This is a genomic window from Chromobacterium sp. ASV23 (assembly GCF_016428945.1).
Classification (GTDB): Bacteria; Pseudomonadota; Gammaproteobacteria; order Burkholderiales; family Chromobacteriaceae; genus Chromobacterium; species Chromobacterium sinusclupearum.
Genome location: NZ_JAELTR010000030.1, coordinates 1 through 22,593, shown reverse-complemented (window position 1 = coordinate 22,593; position 22,593 = coordinate 1). Strand labels below are relative to the sequence as shown.

The following is a 22,593-nucleotide window of genomic DNA, read 5'->3' as shown; positions in this document are numbered from 1 at the left end:
GTGCGCCGCCCTATACGCCCTCGCCTTGCCTCAAATCAATAAACGCCGGCCATGGCGCAGCCATGCGGCATCAACTGGTCAATGTAACAGGCAGGCATGATCCTGCAGCCATTGACTGGCCAGCTCGCCAAAGCCGTCCCACATGATCTGCACGCCCAGACACAGCAGAATGAAGGCAGACAGCCGCAGGAAGACGATGGAGCCGGTCTGCCCCAGGTAGCGCAGCAGCTTGTCGGCGTGGGCGTAGCACAGGTAGACCAGCACGCTGCTGGCCAGCACGGCGGCCGACCCCGCCAGCGGGGCGATGGCGTAGCGGACGATGCCCTTGCCGCTGCCGGTGAGCGTGGCGCCGATGGTGATGGCGACGGAGATCGAGCCAGGCCCCACCGTCAGGGGGAAAGTCAAGGGATAGAAGGCGCGTTGCTTCAGCTCGGCCGTGTTGTCAGAACGCGCAGGTTCGCTGGATGTCTGGCTGGATTCCGCCGGCGTGTCGTTCAGCATGCGCCAGGCGGCAAAAGTGATCAGCAGGCCGCCGGACATCTGCACCACCGGCAGCGAGACCCCGAAGAACGACAGCACATAACCGCCGACATACATGCTGCCCACCAGCAGCAAGGCGCAATACAAGGCGATCCGCCGCGCCAGGTAGCGGCGCTGTTGCGGCGTATTGCGCGCCGTCATCGAGATGAAAATGGGCACCAGGCCCGGCGGATTCATGATGGGCAGCAGCGCGGCCATCACGAAAAGAAACTTGGTCATGAAGATGGACAGCAACTGCATCGGGGCCGGCTCCGCAAAATATTTCAAATGATATCGAGATTGCGGATGAAACCATAAAAAAAGCCCGCTTGCCAGCGGGCTTCGTCAAATCTTCGCCAGCGTTCCTCAGGCTTGCGCGGAGGCCAGTTTGCCGCCCTTGCCTTCGTCGCGCTGCTCCAGCGCCTTGCGGTGCGCCTCGGCCAGCTCGATCTCCTCCAGCGGCACCAGGCGGGTGCGATGCTTGGAACGGTAGCCCCACCACAAAGCCAGGAACAAGGGAATGCCCAGATAGGTGGCGATCACGCCGTTCCAATCCACCTTGGCCGCGGTGAAGGCGGTGTAGTTCTGGCCCAGCATGATCAGCAGGCACAAGGCGAAGGCGAACATCGGGCCCAGCGGGAACCACTTGGCTTTATACGGCAGGTCGTCCAGGCTGTAGCCCTGCTTCACATAGGCGCGACGGAAGCGGTAGTGGCTGATCGCGACGCCCAGCCAGGCGATGAAGCCCGTCATGCCGGACGAGTTCAGCAGCCACATATACACCGCATTGCTCTCGAACAAAGAGGTCAGGAAGCACAGGCAGGCCACCAGGGTGGTGGCATACAGCGCGTTGCGCGGCACGCCGTTGTCGGACAGCTTGCCGAACAGCTTGGGCGCCATGCCGTTCTTGGCCATCGCGTACAGCATGCGGGTGGAGGCGTACATGCCGGAGTTGCCGGCCGACAGGATGGCGGACAGGATCACCGCGTTCATCAGGCTGGCGGCGAAGGCTAGGCCGGCGCGATTGAACACCAGGGTGAACGGGCTGGCGCCGACGTCCTTCATGTCGTTCTTCAGCAGCGACGGGTCGTTGTGCGGCAGGATCAGGCCGATGATCAGGATGGACAGCATGTAGAACATCAGGATGCGCCAGAAAATCTGGCGCACGGCGCGCGGAATGGTGCGGCCCGGATTGGCCGACTCGCCGGCGGCCACGCCGATCAGCTCGGTGCCCTGAAACGAGAAGCCCACCACCATGGCCACGCCGACAAAGGCGGCCAAACCGCCGATAAAGGCGCCGTCGCCCTGCGTCATCACGGCCAGACCCGGCGCGATGCGGTGCGGATCGGGTTCGGTCATGATGCCCAGAATCATCAAAAAGCCGATGACGATAAAGGCGATGATGGTGGCCACTTTCAGCATGGAGCACCAGAACTCGGCCTCGCCGAAACCCTTCACCGAGAAGTAGTTCAGCACGAAGATGATGACCAGGAAGCCGCCGCTCCACAGCACGCCCGGCACGCCAGGAAACCAGTAATTCATGATGATGGCGGCCGCGGCCAGCTCCACCGCGATGGTGATGGCCCAGTTGTACCAGTAGTTCCACCCCTGAGCGAAACCGAAGGCCGGATCGACGAAGCGCGAGCCGTAAACCTGGAACGAGCCGGACACCGGCATGAAGGCGGCCATTTCCCCCAGACTGGTCATCAGGAAGTACACCATCAGGCCCACCAGCGCATAGGCCAGCAGCGCGCCGCCGGCGCCTGCGCCCGAAATGGTGGCGCCGGAGGCCAGGAACAGGCCGGTGCCGATGGAGCCGCCGATGGCGATCATCGACAGGTGACGCGCCTGCAGCGAACGGCGCAGCTCCTGGGCATCTTGTTTCTTGTCCATATCCAACTCTCTCTGCGTATTTCTCGCCGCGCGGCTCGCGCCGGACGGCCCCTGATCTTAAGGGTCGACTAATAAAGCGGCAAAGAATGACATCGATCGCGGGCATTGACTAGCCTGAATCCGCCATTTCCAGCAAAAAACGAAAATGTCATGTTCGAAAGAGAAATATCGACTCGCCCACACCGCCCGACAGGCAAGAAAAAGCCGGGCTCAGCCCGGCTGCATTGCCTTATCGCGCAAAGTGTTGCATTACAGCTCAATCCGGGCGCCCAACTCCACCACCCGGTTTGGCGGCAAACCGAAATACAGCGTGGCGCTGCGCTCGTTCTGCCGGAGAAAACCAAACACGCCGATCAGCCAGCGCTTGAAACCGCTGCTGCCCATGGCGGGAACCAGCGTCTGCCGCCCAAGATAATAAGTGGTGCAGAGCGGCTCCAGCTCCGGCAGATTCAGCAAGGCGGACGCATGGGCCATCACCTCGGGCACATCGGGTTCTTCCATATAGCCATAGCGCGCCACCACGCGCGCCACGCCCTCGCCCAGCCGCTGCACCGCCACGCGCTCGCCTTTCACCCGCGGCACGTCCTGCATCTGCAGGGTCAGCAGCAATACGGTCTCGTGCAATACCTGGTTGTGCTTCAGATGATGCAGCATCACCAGCGGCGTGCCGTCCGCGCTCTCGGACAGAAACACTCCGACGCCCGGAATGCGCGCCACCGGATTCATTTGCAAACTGGACAGCAAGGCCTCGATAGGCAGCTGTCTGTCCTGCCCTTCCTTCACCTGCAGACGGCGGCCGCCAAACCAGCAGCCCATCAGCATGAACATGAACAGGCCCAATGTCAGCGGCAGCCAGCCGCCATCCATGAACTTCAGCGCGTTGGCCAGCACGAAGGCCAGATCGACCGCGAACAGGCTGCCCGCCACCACGATCACCGCCCACCACGGCCAATGCCAACGGTTGCGCGCCAACACGGCAAACAAGATGGTGGTGATGGCCATGGTGGTGGATACGGCCAGACCGAAGGCGGCGGCGAGCTTGTCCGACTGGCGGAAACCCAGCACCACCGCCACGGTGGCCAGCATCAGCAGCCAGTTCAGCAGCGGCAGATAAATCTGGCCCTTGTGGCTGCGCGAGGTATGCAGCACCAGCACCCGCGGGAAGAAACCGAGCTGCACGGATTGATGGGTGAGGGAGAATACCGCCGTGATCAGCGCCTGCGACGCGACGATGGTGGCCAAGGTCGCCAGCGCCACCATCGGATACAGGCCCCACTCCGGCACCATCGAATAGAACGGCCGGCCAGACAGATGGGGATGGGCCAGCAGCAGCGCGCCCTGCCCCAGATAGCTCAGCAGCAGCGAAGGCAGCGCCAGGCCATACCAGGCCAGGCGGATAGGCCGCGCGCCGAAATGTCCCATGTCGGCGTACAGCGCCTCGGCGCCTGTCAGGCACAACACCACCGCGCCGAGCGAAACAAAGCCGGCAAAGCCGTTGCGCTGAAAATAGCTGATGCCGTGCAAGGGGTTGATCGCTTGCAGAATGGTGGGGTTCTGCCACAACTGGGCGATGCCGAGCGCCGCGATCGCCACGAACCAGGCGGCCAGGATGGGGCCGAACACCACGCCCACCCGGCCGGAGCCAAATGGCTGCACCATGAACAGCAGCACCAGAATCACTACCGTAGCCGGCACCACATAGGCCGCCAGCGCGGGTGTGGCCACCTGCAAGCCTTCCATCGCGCTCAGCACGGAAACTGCCGGCGTAATCACGCCGTCGCCATACAACATGGCTGCGCCGGCCAAGCCGAGCAATACCCAGAAGCAAGTGGAGCGGCCGGCCGTCTCGGCCTTGTCGCCGGCGATTTGCGCCAACAGCGCCAGAATGCCGCCTTCTCCCTTGTTGTCGGCCCGCATCAGCACCAGCACGTACTTGATGCTGACCATCAGAATCAGCGACCACAAGAACAGCGACACCACGCCCACCACATTGTCCGGCGTCGGCCGCACGCCGTGATCGCCGTTGAACGCCTCCTGCAAGGCGTAAAGCGGGCTGGTGCCCAAGTCGCCATACACCACGCCCAGCGCCGCCAGCGCCAGCATCGCCACCGGCGGCTGCCGTTTTCGATCGGAAGCCGCGATGGCCCCGTTGCGCACACCTGCCTGCATCGTCATCTCCTTGTCGCTCATGCCTCCCTGCCGTGCCGCGGGCACGGTGGAAAGCGCATGCTAGACCGTGGCGGATAAATTTCGCGTAAACATTTCATTCCATACGCAAACAATCGGTAAAAATCACAATCCAGCCGTCACAGGACGGCCCCGCGCGCAAACCCATGACTCAAAAGCGTTTCCCGGCCCTACTTGAGGCATGCCTCCGCAATAAGAAAGCAAACAATCGCTTTAATTTAACAAATTCAAACACAAAGCGCGCCCGCGCTCAAACCACGCTCATATTATGCAGGCACGATCTAGCACGGTTTTTATTGGCATAGTCTGCCGCTTTATGCGCCAGTTATGCAGCAAAACGCATGAAAAACTGTCATGCTATGCACGATCAATAACAAATGATACGCCATTCCGGAGCACCTGCATGTCAAGCCCCACGCCCGTCAAATCCCGCCGCCTGCCGCTCATCATCGCCGTCATCGCCGTCCTGGGCGGCGGCTGGTGGTGGCACCAACATAGCCAGAACGCCAAGGAAGCGGCAGCCAGGAACAAGGGGGCGGCGCCGGTGGCCGTGGGCGTGGCCGAAGTCAGAACCATGGATGCTCCGCTGCGCCTGAACGCGCTGGGCACAGTCAACTCCACCTATACCGTGACCGTGCGCAGCCGCGTCGACGGCCAGCTCGACAAGGTGCACTTCACCGAAGGCCAGATGGTCAAGCAAGGGCAGTTGCTGGCCGAACTCGATTCCCGTCCCTACCAGGCCACGCTGACCCAGGCGGAAGGCCAGCTGCAACGCGACCAGGCCCTGCTGGCCAACGCCAGGATAGACCTCGCGCGCTACCAGCAGCTGTCGGGACAGAATTCCATTTCCAAACAGCAGGTCGATACCCAACAGGCCCTGGTGCATCAATACGAGGGCACGGTCAAAGTGGACCAAGGCGCCGTAGCCGCGGCCAAGCTGAATGTCGACTACGCCCGCATTACCGCGCCGGTCAGCGGCCGCGTCGGCCTGCGCCAGGTGGACCCGGGCAATATCGTCCACGCCAGCGACGCCAACGGCCTGGTCACCATCACTCAGACCCAGCCCATCAACGTGGTGTTCGCCATTCCGGAAGTCAGCCTGACCTCGGTGCTGCAAGCCGCCAGGGACAACAAGACGCTGAAGGTGGAGGCCTGGGACCGCGACAACAAGCACAAGCTGGCCGACGGCACGCTGCTGGCGCTGGACAACCAGCTGAACACCGGCACCGGCACCATCAATATCAAGGCCAAATTCGCCAATGAACAGCAAGAGCTGTTCCCTAACCAATTCGTCAACGTCAATCTGGAACTGGGCGTGCGCAAAAACGCCATCGTGGTGCCGACGGTAGCGGTGCAATTGGGCAAAGTAGGCAATTACGTTTACACCGTGGGCGACGATTCCACCGTCAGCCTGGCCAAGGTCAAGACCGGCCCGGCCTCCGGCGACAACACCATCATCGAGGACGGTTTGAAGCCGGGTCAGCGCGTGGTCATAGACGGCGTAGACAAACTGCGCGACGGCGCCCAGGTCAAGGTTGTGGATCGCGCCGCGCAAGCGCGCGAAGCCGCCTCTGCCGCCGCAAGCGCGGGCAAGGGGCATAAAAAACACGGCGCGGGTGCTTGGGGCAAGCATCACGCCTCTGCGGCCAACTAAGCGGCAGGAGCTGACATGAATCCGTCCCGTCCGTTTATTCTGCGGCCGGTGGCCACCACCTTGCTGATGGTGGCCATCCTGCTGACCGGCCTGGTGTCCTGGCGCATGCTGCCGGTTTCGGCGCTGCCCGAGGTCGACTACCCCACCATCCAGGTGGTGACGCTGTATCCCGGCGCCAGCCCCGACGTGATGACCTCGTCGGTCACCGCGCCGCTGGAGCGCCAGTTCGGCCAGATGCCGGGCCTGTCCCAAATGTCTTCTTCCAGCTCCAGCGGCGCCTCGGTCATCACGCTGCAATTCAGCCTGGACCTGACGCTGGATGTCGCCGAACAGGAGGTCCAAGCGGCCATCAACGCCGCCAGCAACCTGCTGCCGTCGGACTTGCCCAGTCCGCCCATCTATAACAAGGTCAACCCAGCCGATACCCCCATCCTGACCATCGCCGTCAGCTCGCCCACCCTGCCGCTGACCAAGCTGGAAGACCTGGTGGACACGCGGTTGGCGCAAAAACTGTCGCAGGTGCCCGGCGTCGGCCTGGTCAGCATCAGCGGCGGCCAGCGGCCGGCCGTGCGCATACAGAGCAATCCCAAGGCGCTGGCGGCGCGCGGCCTGACCTTGGAGGACATCCGCACCGCCATCGGCAGCGCCAACGTCAACCAGGCCAAAGGCAGCTTTGACGGCCCGCTGCAGGCATCCACCGTGGACGGCAACGACCAGCTGCAGTCAGCCGAGGAATACAGAAACGTCATTGTCGCCTACCAGAATGGCGCGCCCGTGTTCATCAAGGATGTGGCCAAGGTGGTGGATTCGGCGGAAAACGTGCGCCTGGCCGCCTGGTCCGGCACCACGCCGTCCATCATCCTCAACGTGCAGCGCCAACCCGGCGCCAACGTGATCCAGGTGACGGACCGCATCAAAGCCCTGCTGCCGCAGTTGCAAGGCACGCTGCCCGGCGCCGTGGACGTCCACGTGCTGAGCGACCGCACGGTGACCATCCGCGCTTCGGTGGAGGACGTGGAGTTCGAGCTGATGCTGGCCATCGCGCTGGTGGTGATGGTGATCTTCGTCTTCCTGCGCAACATTCCCGCCACCATCATCCCCGCCGTGGCGGTGCCGCTGTCACTGGTGGGCACCTTCGGCGTGATGTATTTGACTGGCTTCTCCATCAACAATCTGACGCTGATGGCGCTGACCATCGCCACCGGCTTCGTGGTCGACGACGCCATCGTGATGATCGAAAACATCGCCCGCTACATCGAAGAAGGCGAAAAGCCGATGGCGGCGGCGTTGAAAGGCTCCAAGCAGATCGGCTTCACCATCATCTCGCTGACCATTTCGCTGATCGCGGTGCTGATTCCCTTGCTGTTCATGGGCGACGTGGTGGGCAGGCTGTTCCGCGAATTCGCCATCACCCTGGCAGTGTCCATCCTGATTTCCGCTTTCATCTCGCTGACGCTGACCCCGATGATGTGCGCGCGGCTGCTCAAGCACGTGCCGGAAGAGAAGCAAGGCCGCTTCTACCATGCCAGCGGGCAGTTCTTCGACCGCATCATCGCCCGTTACGGCGTGGCGCTGAACTGGGTGCTGGACCGGCAGAAAACCACGCTGCTGGTGGCAGTCGGCACCCTGGCGCTGACTGCAGCGCTTTACGTGGCCGTGCCCAAGGGCTTCTTCCCGCTGCAGGACACCAGCGCCATCCAGGGCATCAGCGAGGCCTCGCAGTCCATCTCCTTCGGTGCCATGGCCGATCGTCAGGAGGCGCTTGCCGACGCGCTGCTGAAAGACCCGGCGGTGGACAGCCTGTCGTCGTTCATCGGCGTGGACGGCACCAATACCACGCTGAACAGCGGCCGCCTGCTGATCAACCTGAAACCCAAAGACCAGCGCGACAATATCCGCACCGTGTTGGCGCGCCTGCAACAGCGCGCCGCCGACGTGCCCGGCATGTCTCTGTATCTGCAGCCGGTGCAGGACCTGACCATAGACGCCCGCGTCAGCCGCACCCAGTACCAGTTCACGCTGCAGGCCACCAGCCAGGACGACTTGTCCACCTGGGTGCCCAAGCTGGTGCGCCGGCTGCAGCAGGAACCGGCATTGGCCGATGTGGCCAGCGACCTGCAGGACAAGGGACTGCAGGCCTACGTCAACATCAACCGCGACGTAGCCTCCCGGCTCGGCGTCACCACCGCCGCGATCGACAACGCGCTGTATGACGCCTTTGGCCAACGGCTGATCTCCACCATCTTCACCCAGACCAACCAATACCGCGTGGTGCTGGAGGTGGACCCCGCGCATCAACGCGACCTGCTGTCGCTGAAGGGGATCTATGTGCCCACCACCAGCGGCGGACCGGTGCCGCTGGACACCGTGGCCACCATAGAGGAGCGCCCCACTTCGCTGGCGATCAACCATCTGGGCCAGTTTCCGACCGCCACCATCTCCTTCAATTTGAAGCCGGGCGCGTCGCTGGGCGAGGCGGTGGACGGCATCCGCAAGGCCGAGTCCGAGCTGGGCCTGCCGGCCAGCATGGACACCAAGTTCCAGGGCGCGGCCATGGCGTTCCAGGCCTCGCTGTCCAACACGCTGTGGCTGATCCTGGCCGCTATCGTCACCATGTACATCGTGCTGGGCGTGCTGTACGAAAGCTATATCCATCCGATCACGATTCTCTCCACCCTGCCGTCCGCCGGCATCGGCGCGCTGCTGGCGCTGATGGTCACCGGCACCGACCTGTCGGTGATCGCCATCATCGGCATCATCCTGCTGATCGGCATCGTCAAGAAAAACGCGATCATGATGATCGACTTCGCGCTGGAGGCCGAGCGCGAACAAGGCATGAGCCCGCGCGAGGCCATCTACCAGGCCTGCCTGCTGCGTTTCCGTCCGATTCTGATGACCACCATGTCGGCGCTGCTGGGCGCGCTGCCGCTGATGGTCGGCGGCGGCATGGGTTCCGAACTGCGCGAGCCGCTGGGCATCACCATGGTGGGCGGCCTGATGGTCAGCCAGGTGCTGACGCTGTTCACCACCCCGGTGATCTATCTGGCCTTCGACCGCCTGGCGCGCCGCTTTGGCCGCCAAGCCAAGCCGGAACTGAGCGAAGAGGCTGAAGCATGATCCCGTCGGCGCCCTTCATCCGCCGCCCGGCGGCCACCACGCTGCTGACGCTGGCCATCCTGCTGGCCGGCCTGATCGCCTTCAAGCTGCTGCCGGTGTCGCCGTTGCCGCAGGTGGACTTCCCCACCATCTCGGTATCGGCCAAGCTGCCCGGCGCCAGTCCAGAGACCATGGCCGCCACGGTGGCCACGCCGCTGGAACGCGCCCTGGGCCGCATCGCCGGCATCACCGAGATGACGTCCACCAGCTCGCTCGGCTCCACCAACATCACGCTGCAGTTCGATCTGGACCGCGACATCAACGGCGCGGCGCGCGACGTGCAGGCGGCCATCAACGCCGCCCGCTCGCTATTGCCCACCGGCATGCCGTCCAATCCCACCTATCGCAAGGTGAACCCGGCCGACGCGCCCATCATGATCATGGCGCTGACCTCGGACAGCATGACCCGCGGCCAGATGTACGACGCCGCCGACTCCATCCTGGGGCAGAAGCTGGCCCAGGTGGACGGCATCGGCAACGTCATCATCGGCGGCGGCGCGCAGCCGGCGGTGCGGGTGGAAATGAACCCGGCCCAGCTGAACCACTACGGCATCGGCATGGAAACGGTGCGCGCCGCCATCACCAGCACCAACGCCAACCGGCCCAAGGGCTTTCTGGAAAACGAAGACCGCCACTGGCAGGTTCAGGCCAACGACCAGGCCAGCAAGGCCAGCGACTACCTGCCGCTGATCGTCAGCTACAAAAACGGCAGCGCGGTGCGCATCTCGGACGTGGCCGAAGTGCACGACTCCGTGGTCGACCTGCGCAACGCCGGCATGCTGGGCAAGCAGCCGGCGGTGATGCTGATCCTGTTCCGCCAGCCTGGCGCCAACATCATCGAAACCGTCGATCGGGTGAAGGCGCTGTTGCCGCAGCTGCAGGCGTCGATTTCGCCGGCGATCAAGATCAATCAGGTGATGGACCGCACGCCGACCATCCGCGCCTCCCTGTCCGAAGTGGAGCGCTCGCTGGTGATTTCCATCGGCCTGGTCATCATGGTGGTGTTCCTGTTCCTGCGAAGCGGCCGCGCCACCGCCATTCCGGCCATCACCGTGCCGGTGTCGCTGGTAGGCACTTTCGCCGTGATGTATCTGGCCGGCTTCTCCTTGAACAACCTCAGCCTGATGGCGCTGACCATCGCCACCGGATTCGTGGTCGATGACACCATCGTGGTGCTGGAGAACATCTCGCGCCATATCGAAAACGGCATGAAACCGTTCCAGGCCGCGCTGCAGGGCGCACGCGAGGTGGGCTTCACCGTGCTGTCGATGAGCATCTCGCTGATCGCGGTGTTCATCCCCATCCTGCTGATGGGCGGCATCATCGGCCGCCTGTTCCGCGAGTTCGCTGTCACCCTGTCCGTCGCCATCCTGGTTTCGCTGGTGGTCTCGCTGACCACCACGCCCATGCTGTGCGCGCGCTGGCTGAAGGCCCATGACGCGCATAAAGCGCCGGGCAAATTGTTCCGATGGAGCGAACGCGCGTTCGACGCGATGCTAGACGGCTACCGCCGCTCGCTCAGCTGGGCCTTGCGCCACAGCCGCCTGATGATGGTGATGCTGGGCGCCACCATCGCGTTAAACGTGTTCCTGTACACCGTCATCGCCAAAGGCTTTTTCCCGCAGCAGGATACCGGCCGCCTCACCGGCATGATACGCGCCGACCAGAGCATCTCGTTCCAGGCCATGCAGCACAAACTGCAGCGCTTCATCGACGTGGTGGGCGCCGATCCGGCGGTGGACAAGGTGGTGGGCTTCACCGGCGGCGGGCAGCGCAACGGCGCCAATATGTTCGTCAGCCTCAAACCGCTTACGGAACGCAAGGAAAGCGCCGATCAGGTCATCGCCAGGCTGCGCAAGAAGCTATCCAACGAGCCCGGCGCCCAGCTGTTTTTGCAGTCGGTGCAGGATATCCGCATCGGCGGCCGCTCCAGCAATGCGCAATACCAGTACACCTTGCAAGGCGACGACCTCGCCGAGCTGCGCGAGTGGACGCCCAAGGTGCAACAGGCCATGAGCAAGATTTCCTTCCTGGCGGATCTGAACAACGATCAGGAAGTGAAGGGCCTGCAAACCTCGCTGACCTTCAATCGCGCGGCGATGGCGCGGCTGGGCCTGACCCAGGCGCAAGTGGATTCGGTCTTGAACGACGCCTTCGGCCAACGCCAGGTCTCCACCATCTACAACGCCTTGAACCAATACCATGTGGTGCTGGAGGTGGCGCCGCAATACTGGCAGAGTCCGGAAGGCCTGCGCGACATCTATCTGCAAACGCCGGGCGGCCAGCCGACGCCGCTGTCGGCCATCGCCAGCTGGAAACCGACCAATACCTCGCTGTCGGTCAACCACCAGAGCCAGTTTGCCGCCACCACCATCTCCTTCAACCTGCCGCCGGGCAAGTCGCTGTCCGATGCCACGCAGGCGATCGATGCCGCCATCGCCGACATTGGCTTGCCCAGCAGCATTCGGGCCAGCTTCCAGGGCACGGCCAAGTCCTTCCAGGCCTCGCTGGACAGCCAGCCCTATTTGATCCTGGCGGCGCTGGTGGCGGTGTATATCGTGCTGGGCATGCTGTACGAGAGCGTGGTGCATCCGATCACCATTCTCTCCACCCTGCCCTCGGCCGGCGTGGGCGCGCTCTTGGCGCTGATGGCCACCGGCGGCGAGTTCAACATCATCGCGCTGATCGGCATCCTGCTGTTGATAGGGATTGTGAAGAAGAACGCGATCATGATGATCGACTTCGCGCTGACCGCCGAGCGCGAACAGAAGCTGACGCCGGAAGACGCCATCCTGCAGGCCTGCCTGCTGCGCTTCCGCCCCATCATGATGACCACCATGGCCGCGCTGTTCGGCGCCTTGCCGCTGGCGCTGGGCCGCGGCGACGGCGCGGAGCTGCGCACGCCGCTGGGCATCTCCATTGTCGGGGGCTTGCTGCTGAGCCAGCTGCTAACGCTGTACACCACGCCGATTGTCTACCTGTATCTGGACCGCTTCCGCCTATGGTGCCTGAAGTGGCGCGGCAGCCATGGCCACGCGCTGGCCGATGGCAAAGAGGAATGATTGCGATGCATAAAACAACAACACCATTGAAATCCGGCCTGATCGCCGCCGTGGCCGCCCTGGCGCTGGCCGGCTGCGCCGTCGGCCCGGACTATGTCAAACCGAAACTGGACATCCCAGCCAGCTTCAAGGAAGACGGCCGCTGGAAAACCGCGGAGCCGCAGGACGCCATGCCGCGTGGCGACTGGTGGGCCGTATTCCAGGACGCCACGCTGAGCCAGCTGATGGACACGCTGAGCCGGCAAAGCCCGACCATCGCCCAGGCCGAAGCGCAATACCGCGAGGCGCAGGCCGCGCTGCGGCAGGCCCAAGCCGGGCTGTTCCCCTCGCTGTCGGCCAACGCCTCAAAAAGCCATGGCGGGGCCACGCCCGGCGCCGGCGCGACAAGCGGGTACAATCTGGGGCTGTCCGCCAGCTGGGAAGTAGACCTGTGGGGCGCCGTGCGCCGCGAAGTGGAGGCCGGCAAGGCCAAGCAGCAGGCATCGGAGGCGCAATTGGCGGCCATCCGCCTGAGCAGCCAAACCCAGTTGGCCACCGCTTATTTGCAGCTGGTGGTAACCGACATGCAGCTGGCCAATCTGCGCCAGAGCGAAAAACTGCTGGCTGATACCCTGCAGCTGACGCGGAACCAGTACGCGGCCGGCATCGTCGGCGACGACGTCGTGGCCTCGGCCGAAAGCCAGTGGAAAACCGCTCAGGCCGCAGTGGTGGACAAGCGGCTGACGCGCGCCCAGCTGGAGCACGCCATTGCGGCGCAGTTGGGCCAGGCGCCGGCCAGCTTCGCGCTGCCGCCGGCCAGCCAGCCGCCGCATTTGCCGCAGATTCCAGCCGGCCTGCCCTCGACGCTGCTGGAGCGCCGCCCCGACGTCGCCGCCGCCGAACGCAATATGGCCGCCGCCAACGCGCAGATCGGCATCGCCAAAGCCGCCTTCTTCCCGACGCTGACGCTGGGCGCCAGCGGTGGCTACCGCGGCTCCACTTTTGCCGATTGGGTGACGCTGCCCAACCGCATCTGGTCAGTCGGCCCGTCGCTGGCGCTGACGTTGTTCGACGCCGGCCTGCGCAGCGCGCAGACTGACCAAGCCATAGCCGGCTACGATGCCAGCGTGGCCAGCTACCGCCAAACCGTGCTGGCGGCGCTGCAAGGCGTGGAAGACAATCTATCGGCGCAGAGCCTGCTTAAGGAAGAAGCCGACATGCAGCGCGCGGCGGTCGCCGCGGCCAAGCGGGCGGAAACCATCGCTCAGAACCAGTACCAGGCCGGCACGGTGGCGTATCTGAATGTGCTGTCGGCGCAAAATGCCCGCATCGCCGCCGAGAACAATCTGTGGACCGTGATCAACCGCCAGTACACCGGCAGCGTCGCGCTGATCGCCGCGCTGGGCGGCCACTGGTAATCGCGCGCCTTCCAGCAAAAAACCGGGCCCAGGCCCGGTTTTTTGCTGCCCGCCGCGGGAAAGCCCGCTACTGCGACAGCCCGCGCTTGACGGCCGACCAGAACTTGGCATCGTCCATGCCCAGCGCGTAAAGCGAGGTGCCGCCCAGGCCGTAGGCATTGACCAGGCTGGCCTTCAGCGCCACGCTGCGGGCGTTTTCGGTCCATACCGTATGCAGGCTTCCGTCCGCAGCGCCATAGCGAAAGGTCCAGGAGTTGGTGCCTGCGTCGTAGCTCGGTTGGGCGCCGTAACGGTCGATCAGCGCCTGCGTGTCCTTCCAGTGCAGCATGCCGCCCACGCCCTCGCGTTGCCAGTCATAGCCATAGGCCGGGATGCCGTTCAGAATCTTGCCCGCCGGCACCAGCGATACGGCGTAGTCCAGATCGTTTTCCATCCAATCCGAACCGGCGACCGGCCCAGGGCTCCAGTCGGGAATCCGCTCGTCGTAGGTCATGATCTGCAGATAATCCGCTCCGGCCCCCAGCGCCTGCAGATCGTAGCCGTAATTGGCAGGATGGTCGTAATCGGCGCCGGAAAAGGCCGGCACGCTGACGATCAGCTTCAGCCCCTTGGCATGCAGCGCCCTAGCCAGGGTCTGCACAAAATTGCCGAAGTTGTAACGGTCGCCCTGCGCCACGTTCTCGAAATCGACATTGATGCCGGCAAAGCCGTTCTGCTGCGCGAACTTCACCAGATTGGCCACCGCCGGCTGCAAAGCCGAGGTGGATACCGCGTGCGCGATGCCGGCGCTCCAGTTGCCCTTGCCGTCCACATTGGACACACAGCCATAGGCCGCGATCTTCTTGCCGCGCAGGAAGGCAATGGCATCATCCGGCGCATCGTCGCCATTGCCCTTCACCACGCCCTGGGCCGTGATGTTGTAGAAGTCTATGGCGGCCGCGTTGAAATTAGCGGAATACTTGCTTAGCGCGGCGTAATTGCCGGGATAGCCAGAGTAGTAAGCCAGAACCATGGGCGCGGCCTGGACGGCTGCGCCCATCAGGCTGCAGATCAGCGCGGCGGCGATGCGTTTTTTCATTTATCTTGTCCCTGTGTTTGGCCAGCAAGCAGCCTCGGCTCCAAATCCAAACCGGTTTAAAATCGGCCGGCCAATATTAAACCCGCACCCGACAAAACAAATTACAAACTCATGACCTCCGCACGGTAATAATGCTAAGCCCGCGGCGGAATCGCCAGCCCGCGCGCCACTGCCGGCCGCGCAACAAAGGCCGCCAAAACGCGTTGCAGATTCGGGCAGTCGGCAAAGCCCACCAGTTCGCCCGCGCCATAGTAGTCGACCAGATTGCGCACCCACGGCCAGATGGCGATGTCGGCGATGGTGTATTCATCGCCCATCATCCATTGGCGCCCGGCCATCCTCCCCTCCAGCACGCCCAGCAGGCGGCGCGACTCGGCGACATAGCGATCGCGCGGCCGCTTGTCCTCGTAATCCTTGCCGGCGAACTTATGGAAGAAGCCCAATTGGCCGAACATCGGCCCGATGCCGCCCATCTGGAACATCAGCCACTGCAGGGTTTCATAGCGGCGGGCGGGGTCAGCCGGCAGCAGCTTGCCGGTCTTTTCCGCCAGATAGATCAGAATGGCGCCGGACTCGAACAGCGCCAGCGGTTTGCCGCCGGGGCCGTTTGGATCGAGGATGGCCGGAATCTTGTTGTTCGGGTTCAACGACAAAAATTCCGGCGATAGCTGCTCGTTGCGCTCGAAGCTGACGGCATGCGCCTCATAGGGCAGCCCGGTTTCCTCCAGCATGATGGACACCTTGACGCCGTTAGGCGTGGGCAGAGAATACAGCTGCAAGCGGTCCGGGTATTGGGCCGGCCATTTGCCGGTGATCGGAAAGGCGGACAGGTCTGCCATGGGCGAACTTTCTTTTGGGGTGGTCAAACCGACACTATACGCGTACGGCATGTTCGCGTCGCCGCCGCTTGCGCGGGATGGCCCGCGCCGCGCCGTGGGTATATCATGTCGTTTTGCTCAATCCGGCCGCGCCCCTCGCGCGGCCGCGCACGAACACAGGAAGACTCCCTTGATCAACGTTACCCTTTCCCCGTCCGTCACCGTCGGCAACGCAGCCCCGTTCACGCTGTTCGGCGGCGTCAATGTGCTGGAATCACGCGATCTGGCGCTGCGCGCCGCCGAGGAATACGTTCGCGTCACCCAGAAGCTGGGCATTCCCTACGTGTTCAAGGGCAGCTTCGACAAGGCCAACCGCTCGTCCATCCATTCCTACCGCGGGCCGGGCCTGGAAGAAGGCATGAAGATCCTGCAGGCGGTGAAGGATGCCTTCGGCGTGCCGGTGATCACCGACGTGCACGAGCCGTGGCAAGCCGCCCCGGTGGCGGAAGTGGCGGACGTAGTCCAGCTGCCGGCCTTCCTGGCCCGCCAGACCGACCTGGTGGTGGCGCTGGCCAAGACCGGCCGCGCCGTCAACATCAAAAAGCCGCAGTTCATGAGCCCGGCGCAGATCCAGAACGTGGTGGAAAAGTTCGTCGAAGCCGGCAACGAGCAGCTGATCCTGTGCGACCGCGGCACCTGCCTCGGTTACGACAATCTGGTGGTGGACATGCTGGGTTTCGGCGTGATGAAGAAGGTATCCGGCAACCGCCCGGTGATTTTCGACGTGACCCACGCGCTGCAACAGCGCGAATCCGGCGCCGCCGCTTCCGGCGGCCGCCGCGCCCAAGTGGCGGAGCTCGCCCGCGCCGGCATGGCGGTGGGTTTGGCCGGCCTGTTCCTGGAAGCCCACCCGAACCCGGCCGAGGCCAAGTGCGACGGCCCCAGCGCCCTGCCCCTGGCGCTGCTGGAGCCGTTCCTGGCGGAAATCAAGGCCATCGACGACCTGGTCAAGTCCTTCCCGCCGCTGCAGATCAGCTGATTCCGGCTAGCGCCGGATGCCGCGCAGGCTATGACGCCGGGTGAAGCATCGCTCGGCGCGAAACAAAAAGCGGAAGCCACGGCTTCCGCTTTTTCATGCGATTCAGCCTACCTGCCTCGACTGCAAATCCAGCAAATACGGTTTGACTTTGGCCGCCGTCACCTTCTGCAGCTTGCACAACAACGCGTGGTCGATGTCCGGCAGATGGAACTGCCGTTGCAGCGTGTCGCCGAGCAGCAGCAACAGATTCGCCGCCATTTCGGCGTCGGCCAGCGCGCGGTGGGCGCGGCCGGCATCGGGCAGCTTGGCCCAGCGCGTCAGCGTGCCCAGCTTGTGGTCCGGCGCCTGCGGCAACAGGCGACGAGACAACAGCAGCGTGCAGGCGAAATCCTGCCGGCGCGCCAGGCCCAGCAAGGACAGCTCGTGGTCCCAGAACTTGCGGTCGAAGCTGGCGTTATGCGCCGCCAGCGGGGTGTCGCCGACAAAACGCGCCGCCTCGCGCATCACCTCATGCGCCGGCGGCGCGGCGCGCAGCATGGCGTTGCTGATGCCGGTAAGCTGTTCGATCATCGGCGGCACCCACACGCCGGCGTTCATCAGACTCTGGAAGCGGTCGACGACGCGCCCGTCTTCCACTATCGCCACACCGATCTCCGTGGCGCGGCAATCGCGGCCCGGCGTGATGCCGTTGGTTTCAAAGTCGATGACGGCGACGCGCTGCCTCATGCCAGCGCGGCCTTGGCAGCCTCTTCCGGCGTCAGGCCGTCAAAGAACTGGTCGGTATACCACTCGGCCTGCTCTTCGATATGCTCCTGAGCTTCGGCCGCGGTCGCGCCGGCCGCCACCAGATGGGTTTCCACCTCCGCGCACCAGGCCAGCAGCGCCAGCGTTTCCTCATCCAGTTTTTCCTGCGGCTTCTTCGACATCGGGATTTCCTTGCAATTCAGTACATTATCGAGCCGGGCATTGTACCCGGCCTGGCGCGGCGCGCAAGCGAAACCGGCTTAATCGATCACACGGCCGCGCAGCGACTTGATGGCCGCGCGTTGGGATTTGCCGGCCAGCCGGCGCTGCTTGGAGCCATAAGTGGGCTTGGTGGCGCGGCGCGCCTTGGGCGTATGGCTGGCGCCGTCTATCAACACCTGCAGCCGCAGCAAGGCATCCGCGCGGTTCTGCTCCTGGGTGCGGTACTGCTGCGCCTTGATCACCAGCACGCCTTCCTTGCTGATGCGCTGATCGTTCAGGCCCAGCAGCCGCTCGCGCAGCCAGTCCGGCAACGATGAGGCGGCAATGTCAAAACGCAAATGGATGGCAGACGACACTTTATTGACGTTCTGTCCGCCTGCGCCCTGGGCGCGCATCGCGGTGAACGTCACCTCGTCCTCTTTGACTACGTAGCGGGGGGATGACACGGCACAATAAGCTGCAAGCAAAAGCTCATTATACGCCTGAAATGGAAAAGCCCGCCGCGCAGACAGGCGGGCGGGCTTGGGGCATGGGGGCGATCAGGACTTCAGGCTCTTGACCAGCCCGTCGCACACCGGTTTCTGCGCATCGGCGGCCGGCAGCTTTTCGCACACGCTATTCAACTGGCCCGCCAGGCGGCTGATCGCCTCCGCGTGCTTGCCATCCTGGTTCCAGCTTTTCAGCCGGCTGGCGACGCGCTCCAGCGAGCGGCGGCTGCGCTCGTAGAACGCGCTGTCGGACTTGGCCGCGTCGGCAAACACCTCTTGGGCTGCGGTTTCGATCCGGGCGGCATCCTGCGGCGCCAGCTCCACCGCGTTGCCGACATAGCTGGCGCCCCACTGCAGCCGCGTCGCCTGCCCCTCGGCTGCTTGGTAGGCCTTTTGATACCAATCGAGCGCTGCCGCCTTGTCGCCGCGCGCTTTGGCGTTGGAGGCCAGGATCAGCATGTGGTAGTACGGCGCATGCGAGGTCTTCAGCTCGCCTTGCAGCAACTTGTCGGACTCAGCCAGCAGCCCGGCATCGGCCAGCAGCTCGCCGGCAGCCGTGATCACCGCCTGGCGCTGGTACGGGTTGGCGCTGGCCTTGTCCGCCGCCGCCACCTTGCTCTGAATATCCGTCACCAGCTCGACCGGCAGCGGCTGCTTGGGATGCTCAGCCTTGTACAGATCCAGCACGGTGGATTCGGCGCCGAGTCGGTCGCTCCAGGCCAGGGATTCGTCATTGGACAGCCGCTGCAATTGGCCATGGAATGCCGTCCGCAATGGCGCATCGCCCAGCAGCTTCAGCAGGTCCGCCGCCGCGTAAATCACAATATCGGCATTAGCGCGGCTGAGCTTGTCGTCAGCCAACACGTTCAGCAGGCGGGCGCGGGCTTCCGCTTTATCGAACTCAGGCGGCTGCTTTTCACCCGCCAGCGCCGCCAGCGCCTTCAATTGCAAACGGGTGGCGGTGGCGGCCTGCTCCGCCGGCACCTGGCGCGCCAGCTTGACCAACGCAGCCGCCACGTCAGATTCCGGAATGATCTGCCCCTGGTCGACATCCCAGGCGTAATCGGCCAGCAGCTGCCAGTCATCGGCCGCCAGCGGCTTGCCGGCCAGCGCGTCGGCCAGCAGCGTCTTCACCGGCTTCACCGTGGTCAGGCCCAGCTGCAAGGTGCGCAGATAGCGTTGCGGGTCCACCTCGCCCGGCAGGCGGGTGATTTCGGTGCCGTCCGGGCGGAACAGAATCATCGTCGGGTAGCCCCGCACCTTGAACTGCTCGCCCAGCTGCTGGGCATTGTCGCTGTCGCCATCCAGGTAGACCGGCACAAACTGGCGCGCGGCGGCGATGAAGTCCGGCCGGTTGAAAATGGTGGATTTGACCTGATTGCAAGGCGGGCACCACACCGCGCCCCAGTACAGGAATACCGGCTTGTTTTCGCTGCGCGCCTTGGCGAACGCGGCGGACACGTCACCCTGCTGCCAAGCGATGCCCGGCGGCAAGGCGTGGCCGTTGCTGACATCGGCCTGCGCCAGCGGCATCAGGCCGGCCAGCGCCAGGGACAACACCACGAGAGTTCGCTTCATGTCTTGGCCTCTTGTTGTGCGAATATCAATCTCGCCATGCTAAACCAAATATTCCCTAGGCATAAAGATGATATGGCGATTTGCTTAGCAGCCTCCCTGAAATACCACGCCTAGTCTTCCTTTGCTTCCGCCTTCTCAGCCTTGGCGCCAGCAATCGCCCTCTCCAATTGAGTGAGAAGCAAGGCGACCATAAACCCTCCGAGCCAGGAGCGTAGATCCAGAGAGGTGAGACTGATCAACTGACCAAAAACAATCAGCGCAAAACCAAACGACAACAAGCCGATGCGGCCTTTATGCGTTTTGACGAACATGCCCGAATGCTCCTTTCATGACAGACTGTTGAATTTCTATCCTGTTGCGAGGTACCTGTTTTCACCCTTCCCGCAACTCAAAATCATGCGTGATGTCGGCTGTCTTGCCCAGCATGATGGAGGCGGAGCAGTACTTCTCCGCCGACAGCTTGATCGCCCGCTCCACCGCGTCCGGCTTCAAATCCCGTCCCACCACGACAAAATGGAAACGAATCTTGGTGAACACCTTGGGATCGACGTCGGCGCGCGCCGCTTCTATCTCCACCCAACAGTCGCGCACGTCCTGGCGGGACTTTTTGAGAATCGTGATCACGTCGTAGCTGGTGCAGCCTGCGGTGCCGAGCAGCACCAGCTCCATCGGCCGCGGGCCCAGATTGCGGCCGCCGCCTTCCGGCGCGCCATCCATCACCACCGCGTGGCCGCTGCCGGTTTCGCCCATGAAGCACACGCCGTCCACCCATTTCAGTCTCGCCTGCATCGCACTCCTCCCCTTTTTGATCGAAAAACCTCATCAGACTAACATTGCCGATTTGGGCAGACAAAGATTCACCGGTAGAATAGAAAGATTGTCCCGTTATATCCGAGCTGCACCCATGCTGGTACTTGGTATTGAATCTTCCTGCGACGAAACCGGCGTCGCGCTTTACGACACCGAACACGGCCTATTGGCCCATCAGCTGCACACCCAGATGGCGATGCACGCCGAGTACGGCGGCGTGGTACCCGAACTGGCCAGCCGCGACCACATTCGCCGCGCCATCCCGCTGACCGAGGCTTGCCTCGCCGACGCCGGCAAGACCCTAGCCGACCTGGACGCCATCGCCTACACCCAGGGTCCGGGTCTGGGCGGCGCGCTGATGGTGGGCGCCAGCATGGCCAACGCGCTGGCCTTCGGCCTGAACATCCCGGTGATCCCGGTGCATCACCTGGAAGGCCATTTATTGTCGCCGCTGCTGGCCGATCCCAAGCCGGAATTCCCGTTCCTGGCGCTGCTGGTCTCCGGCGGCCACACCCAACTGATGGCGGTGCGTGGCGTGGGCGATTATGAAATCCTGGGCGAAACGGTGGATGACGCCGCCGGCGAGGCCTTCGACAAAACCGCCAAACTCTTGGGCCTGCCCTACCCCGGCGGCCCGCTGCTCTCCAAACTGGCAGAATCCGGCAACCCGGACCGCTTCACCCTGCCTCGCCCCATGCTGCACTCCGGCAATCTGGACATGAGCTTCTCCGGCCTGAAAACCGCCGTATTGACGATGACTAAGCAGGTGGAAGCCGAGCATGGCGAAATCGACGAGCAGACGCGGATGGACATCTGCCGCGCCTTCCAGGAGGCCATCGTCGAGGTGCTGGTGAAAAAATCCCTCGCCGCGATGAAGCAGGCCGGCATGAAGCGGCTGGTGGTGGCCGGCGGCGTCGGCGCCAACAAGCAGCTGCGCGCCGCGCTGAACGATGCCGCCGCCCGCAAACGTTTCGAGGTGTTCTACCCGCCGCTGGCGCTATGCACCGACAACGGCGCGATGATCGCCTTTGCCGGCGCCATGCGCGTGAAGTATGCGGAACAGCCGGGCAGCTTCAGCATCAAGCCGCGCTGGGATTTGTCCAGCCTGCCGGCGGTGTAAACCTAAATATTTTATCAGCCACGAAAACCACGAAAGAACACGCACAACTCCCGAAGCCGGCAGGCCGCCGCTTGATCAGCGGCTTGCTCCGCTAGTTTTATTTTTCGTGTCGTTTCGTGGATTTCATGGCCCAATACCATCATGATCCAACTCAAAAACCTAAGCCTGCGCCGCGGCCTGAAAGAACTGCTGATCGGCGCGAATCTGACGCTCAACCCAGGCTACAAGGCCGGCCTGACCGGCGCCAACGGCGTCGGCAAGTCCAGCCTGTTTTCCATGCTGCTGGGCGAGCTGCACGCCGACGGCGGCGACATGTTGATCCCGCCCAACTGGACCATGGCCCATGTGGCGCAGGAGACGCCGGCGCTGGAGCGCAGCGCGCTCGATTACGTGCTGGACGGCGACAAGGAGCTGCGCGCGCTGGAAGCCCAGCTGGCCGAAGCGGAAGCCAAGCACGACGGCAACGCCATCGGCCATCTGCACGGCGAATTGGCGCATATCGACGCCTATTCCGCCGCGGCCCGCGCCGGCAAGCTGCTGACCGGCCTCGGCTTCGATGAAGCGGCCCAGCAACGTCCGGTGGCCAGCTTCTCCGGCGGCTGGCGCATGCGGCTTAACCTGGCCCAGGCGCTGATGTGCCGTTCCGACCTCTTGCTGCTGGACGAACCCACCAACCACCTGGATCTGGAAACGGTGCTGTGGCTGGAGGATTGGCTGAAGGCCTATCCCGGCACGCTGCTGGTGATTTCGCACGACCGCGACTTCCTGGACGCCATCTGCAGCCATATCGTCGAAGTGGCCAACCAGACGCTGACGCTGTACACCGGC

18 protein-coding genes are annotated in these 22,593 nt (G+C 63.8%); 7 read left to right on the top strand and 11 right to left on the bottom strand.

All coding sequences use genetic code 11. The annotated features are described in order from the left end of the window. Window positions 1–78: 78 nt before the first annotated feature. The 3 genes from JHD59_RS13170 to JHD59_RS13160 form a co-directional block, all read right to left on the bottom strand. Window positions 79–780, bottom strand: coding sequence for a MarC family protein (locus tag JHD59_RS13170; protein ID WP_199154575.1), 702 nt, complete (start codon window positions 778–780; stop codon window positions 79–81). Between the two features lie 105 nt (window positions 781–885). Beyond that, window positions 886–2,412, bottom strand: coding sequence for an amino acid permease (locus JHD59_RS13165; protein WP_103320348.1), 1,527 nt, complete (start codon window positions 2,410–2,412; stop codon window positions 886–888). A gap of 249 nt (window positions 2,413–2,661) precedes the next feature. Then, window positions 2,662–4,602: a potassium transporter Kup gene (locus JHD59_RS13160; RefSeq protein WP_233164110.1), complete on the bottom strand. Its 1,941-nt coding sequence runs from the start codon at window positions 4,600–4,602 to the stop codon at window positions 2,662–2,664. A 400-nt stretch (window positions 4,603–5,002) separates the two neighbouring features. Between JHD59_RS13160 and JHD59_RS13155 the strand changes: the two genes are divergently transcribed. The 4 genes from JHD59_RS13155 to JHD59_RS13140 are packed head-to-tail and all read left to right on the top strand — an operon-like array spanning window position 5,003 to window position 13,868. Continuing rightward, on the top strand, window positions 5,003–6,253 hold the full coding sequence (locus JHD59_RS13155; protein WP_199154574.1) for an MdtA/MuxA family multidrug efflux RND transporter periplasmic adaptor subunit: 1,251 nt from the start codon (window positions 5,003–5,005) through the stop codon (window positions 6,251–6,253). A gap of 15 nt (window positions 6,254–6,268) precedes the next feature. Continuing rightward, window positions 6,269–9,370: an MdtB/MuxB family multidrug efflux RND transporter permease subunit gene (locus tag JHD59_RS13150; RefSeq protein ID WP_199154573.1), complete on the top strand. Its 3,102-nt coding sequence runs from the start codon at window positions 6,269–6,271 to the stop codon at window positions 9,368–9,370. After that, window positions 9,367–12,471 (top strand): multidrug efflux RND transporter permease subunit, encoded by a 3,105-nt coding sequence (locus tag JHD59_RS13145; RefSeq protein WP_199154572.1) that lies wholly within the window; start codon window positions 9,367–9,369, stop codon window positions 12,469–12,471. Before JHD59_RS13150 ends, JHD59_RS13145 begins: the two co-directional genes overlap by 4 nt. 5 nt (window positions 12,472–12,476) lie before the next feature. Beyond that, window positions 12,477–13,868 carry an efflux transporter outer membrane subunit gene (locus tag JHD59_RS13140; protein ID WP_199154571.1) on the top strand — a complete coding sequence of 464 codons (1,392 nt, stop codon included), beginning with the start codon at window positions 12,477–12,479 and terminating at the stop codon, window positions 13,866–13,868. Window positions 13,869–13,935: 67 nt separating this feature from the next. On the opposite strand, the gene JHD59_RS13135 is transcribed toward JHD59_RS13140, so the two are convergent. Next, the gene (locus tag JHD59_RS13135) at window positions 13,936–14,946 is read right to left on the bottom strand and encodes a glycosyl hydrolase family 18 protein (RefSeq protein WP_233164108.1); all 1,011 of its coding nucleotides are present in this window, start codon (window positions 14,944–14,946) and stop codon (window positions 13,936–13,938) included. A gap of 134 nt (window positions 14,947–15,080) precedes the next feature. Beyond that, entirely contained in the window at window positions 15,081–15,785 is a 705-nt protein-coding gene (locus tag JHD59_RS13130; protein WP_199154570.1) for a glutathione S-transferase N-terminal domain-containing protein, read from the bottom strand. 172 nt (window positions 15,786–15,957) lie between these two features. On the opposite strand from JHD59_RS13130, the gene kdsA reads away from it, so the two are divergent. Beyond that, the gene (gene kdsA / locus JHD59_RS13125; RefSeq protein ID WP_199154590.1) at window positions 15,958–16,803 is read left to right on the top strand and encodes a 3-deoxy-8-phosphooctulonate synthase; all 846 of its coding nucleotides are present in this window, start codon (window positions 15,958–15,960) and stop codon (window positions 16,801–16,803) included. 102 nt (window positions 16,804–16,905) lie between these two features. Here kdsA and JHD59_RS13120 read toward each other — a convergent pair whose 3' ends face one another. The 6 genes from JHD59_RS13120 to JHD59_RS13095 all read right to left on the bottom strand — a co-directional run bounded on the left by JHD59_RS13120 (window position 16,906) and on the right by JHD59_RS13095 (window position 20,624). Continuing rightward, window positions 16,906–17,529, bottom strand: a complete 624-nt coding sequence (locus JHD59_RS13120; RefSeq protein ID WP_199154569.1) for a PolC-type DNA polymerase III — start codon at window positions 17,527–17,529, stop codon at window positions 16,906–16,908. Further along, window positions 17,526–17,729, bottom strand: a complete 204-nt coding sequence (locus JHD59_RS13115; protein WP_103321470.1) for a hypothetical protein — start codon at window positions 17,727–17,729, stop codon at window positions 17,526–17,528. The genes JHD59_RS13120 and JHD59_RS13115 overlap by 4 nt, the downstream gene beginning before the upstream one ends. A gap of 78 nt (window positions 17,730–17,807) precedes the next feature. Further along, window positions 17,808–18,215, bottom strand: coding sequence for an alternative ribosome rescue aminoacyl-tRNA hydrolase ArfB (gene arfB / locus JHD59_RS13110; protein ID WP_199154568.1), 408 nt, complete (start codon window positions 18,213–18,215; stop codon window positions 17,808–17,810). A gap of 93 nt (window positions 18,216–18,308) precedes the next feature. Further along, a complete protein-coding gene (locus JHD59_RS13105; protein ID WP_199154567.1) occupies window positions 18,309–19,835 on the bottom strand; it encodes a thioredoxin family protein in 1,527 nt (508 codons plus the stop codon). A 110-nt stretch (window positions 19,836–19,945) separates the two neighbouring features. Beyond that, window positions 19,946–20,146, bottom strand: a complete 201-nt coding sequence (locus tag JHD59_RS13100) for a hypothetical protein (protein WP_199154566.1) — start codon at window positions 20,144–20,146, stop codon at window positions 19,946–19,948. A 61-nt stretch (window positions 20,147–20,207) separates the two neighbouring features. Beyond that, the gene (locus JHD59_RS13095; RefSeq protein ID WP_199154565.1) at window positions 20,208–20,624 is read right to left on the bottom strand and encodes an OsmC family protein; all 417 of its coding nucleotides are present in this window, start codon (window positions 20,622–20,624) and stop codon (window positions 20,208–20,210) included. 115 nt (window positions 20,625–20,739) lie between these two features. Between JHD59_RS13095 and tsaD the strand changes: the two genes are divergently transcribed. Both tsaD and JHD59_RS13085 read left to right on the top strand, forming a co-directional pair. Next, a complete protein-coding gene (gene tsaD / locus JHD59_RS13090) occupies window positions 20,740–21,765 on the top strand; it encodes a tRNA (adenosine(37)-N6)-threonylcarbamoyltransferase complex transferase subunit TsaD (RefSeq protein WP_199154564.1) in 1,026 nt (341 codons plus the stop codon). Between the two features lie 141 nt (window positions 21,766–21,906). Continuing rightward, on the top strand, window positions 21,907–22,593 hold a 687-nt coding region (locus tag JHD59_RS13085), incomplete at its 3' end, for an ABC-F family ATP-binding cassette domain-containing protein (RefSeq protein ID WP_199154563.1).

Bases quoted from the DNA above. Each gene is read 5' to 3' on its own strand.
- JHD59_RS13155 (WP_199154574.1), top strand. From the start codon at position 5,003: ATGTCAAGCCCCACGCCCGTCAAATCCCGCCGCCTGCCGCTCATCATC.
- JHD59_RS13140 (WP_199154571.1), top strand. From the start codon at position 12,477: ATGCATAAAACAACAACACCATTGAAATCCGGCCTGATCGCCGCCGTG.
- JHD59_RS13115 (WP_103321470.1), bottom strand. From the start codon at position 17,729: ATGTCGAAGAAGCCGCAGGAAAAACTGGATGAGGAAACGCTGGCGCTG.
- JHD59_RS13120 (WP_199154569.1), bottom strand. From the start codon at position 17,529: ATGAGGCAGCGCGTCGCCGTCATCGACTTTGAAACCAACGGCATCACG.
- JHD59_RS13165 (WP_103320348.1), bottom strand. From the start codon at position 2,412: ATGGACAAGAAACAAGATGCCCAGGAGCTGCGCCGTTCGCTGCAGGCG.
- JHD59_RS13160 (WP_233164110.1), bottom strand. From the start codon at position 4,602: ATGAGCGACAAGGAGATGACGATGCAGGCAGGTGTGCGCAACGGGGCC.
- JHD59_RS13145 (WP_199154572.1), top strand. From the start codon at position 9,367: ATGATCCCGTCGGCGCCCTTCATCCGCCGCCCGGCGGCCACCACGCTG.
- JHD59_RS13130 (WP_199154570.1), bottom strand. From the start codon at position 15,785: ATGGCAGACCTGTCCGCCTTTCCGATCACCGGCAAATGGCCGGCCCAA.
- JHD59_RS13135 (WP_233164108.1), bottom strand. From the start codon at position 14,946: ATGAAAAAACGCATCGCCGCCGCGCTGATCTGCAGCCTGATGGGCGCA.
- JHD59_RS13095 (WP_199154565.1), bottom strand. From the start codon at position 20,624: ATGCAGGCGAGACTGAAATGGGTGGACGGCGTGTGCTTCATGGGCGAA.
- JHD59_RS13170 (WP_199154575.1), bottom strand. From the start codon at position 780: ATGCAGTTGCTGTCCATCTTCATGACCAAGTTTCTTTTCGTGATGGCC.
- JHD59_RS13150 (WP_199154573.1), top strand. From the start codon at position 6,269: ATGAATCCGTCCCGTCCGTTTATTCTGCGGCCGGTGGCCACCACCTTG.
- JHD59_RS13105 (WP_199154567.1), bottom strand. From the start codon at position 19,835: ATGAAGCGAACTCTCGTGGTGTTGTCCCTGGCGCTGGCCGGCCTGATG.
- tsaD (WP_199154564.1), top strand. From the start codon at position 20,740: ATGCTGGTACTTGGTATTGAATCTTCCTGCGACGAAACCGGCGTCGCG.
- JHD59_RS13100 (WP_199154566.1), bottom strand. From the start codon at position 20,146: ATGTTCGTCAAAACGCATAAAGGCCGCATCGGCTTGTTGTCGTTTGGT.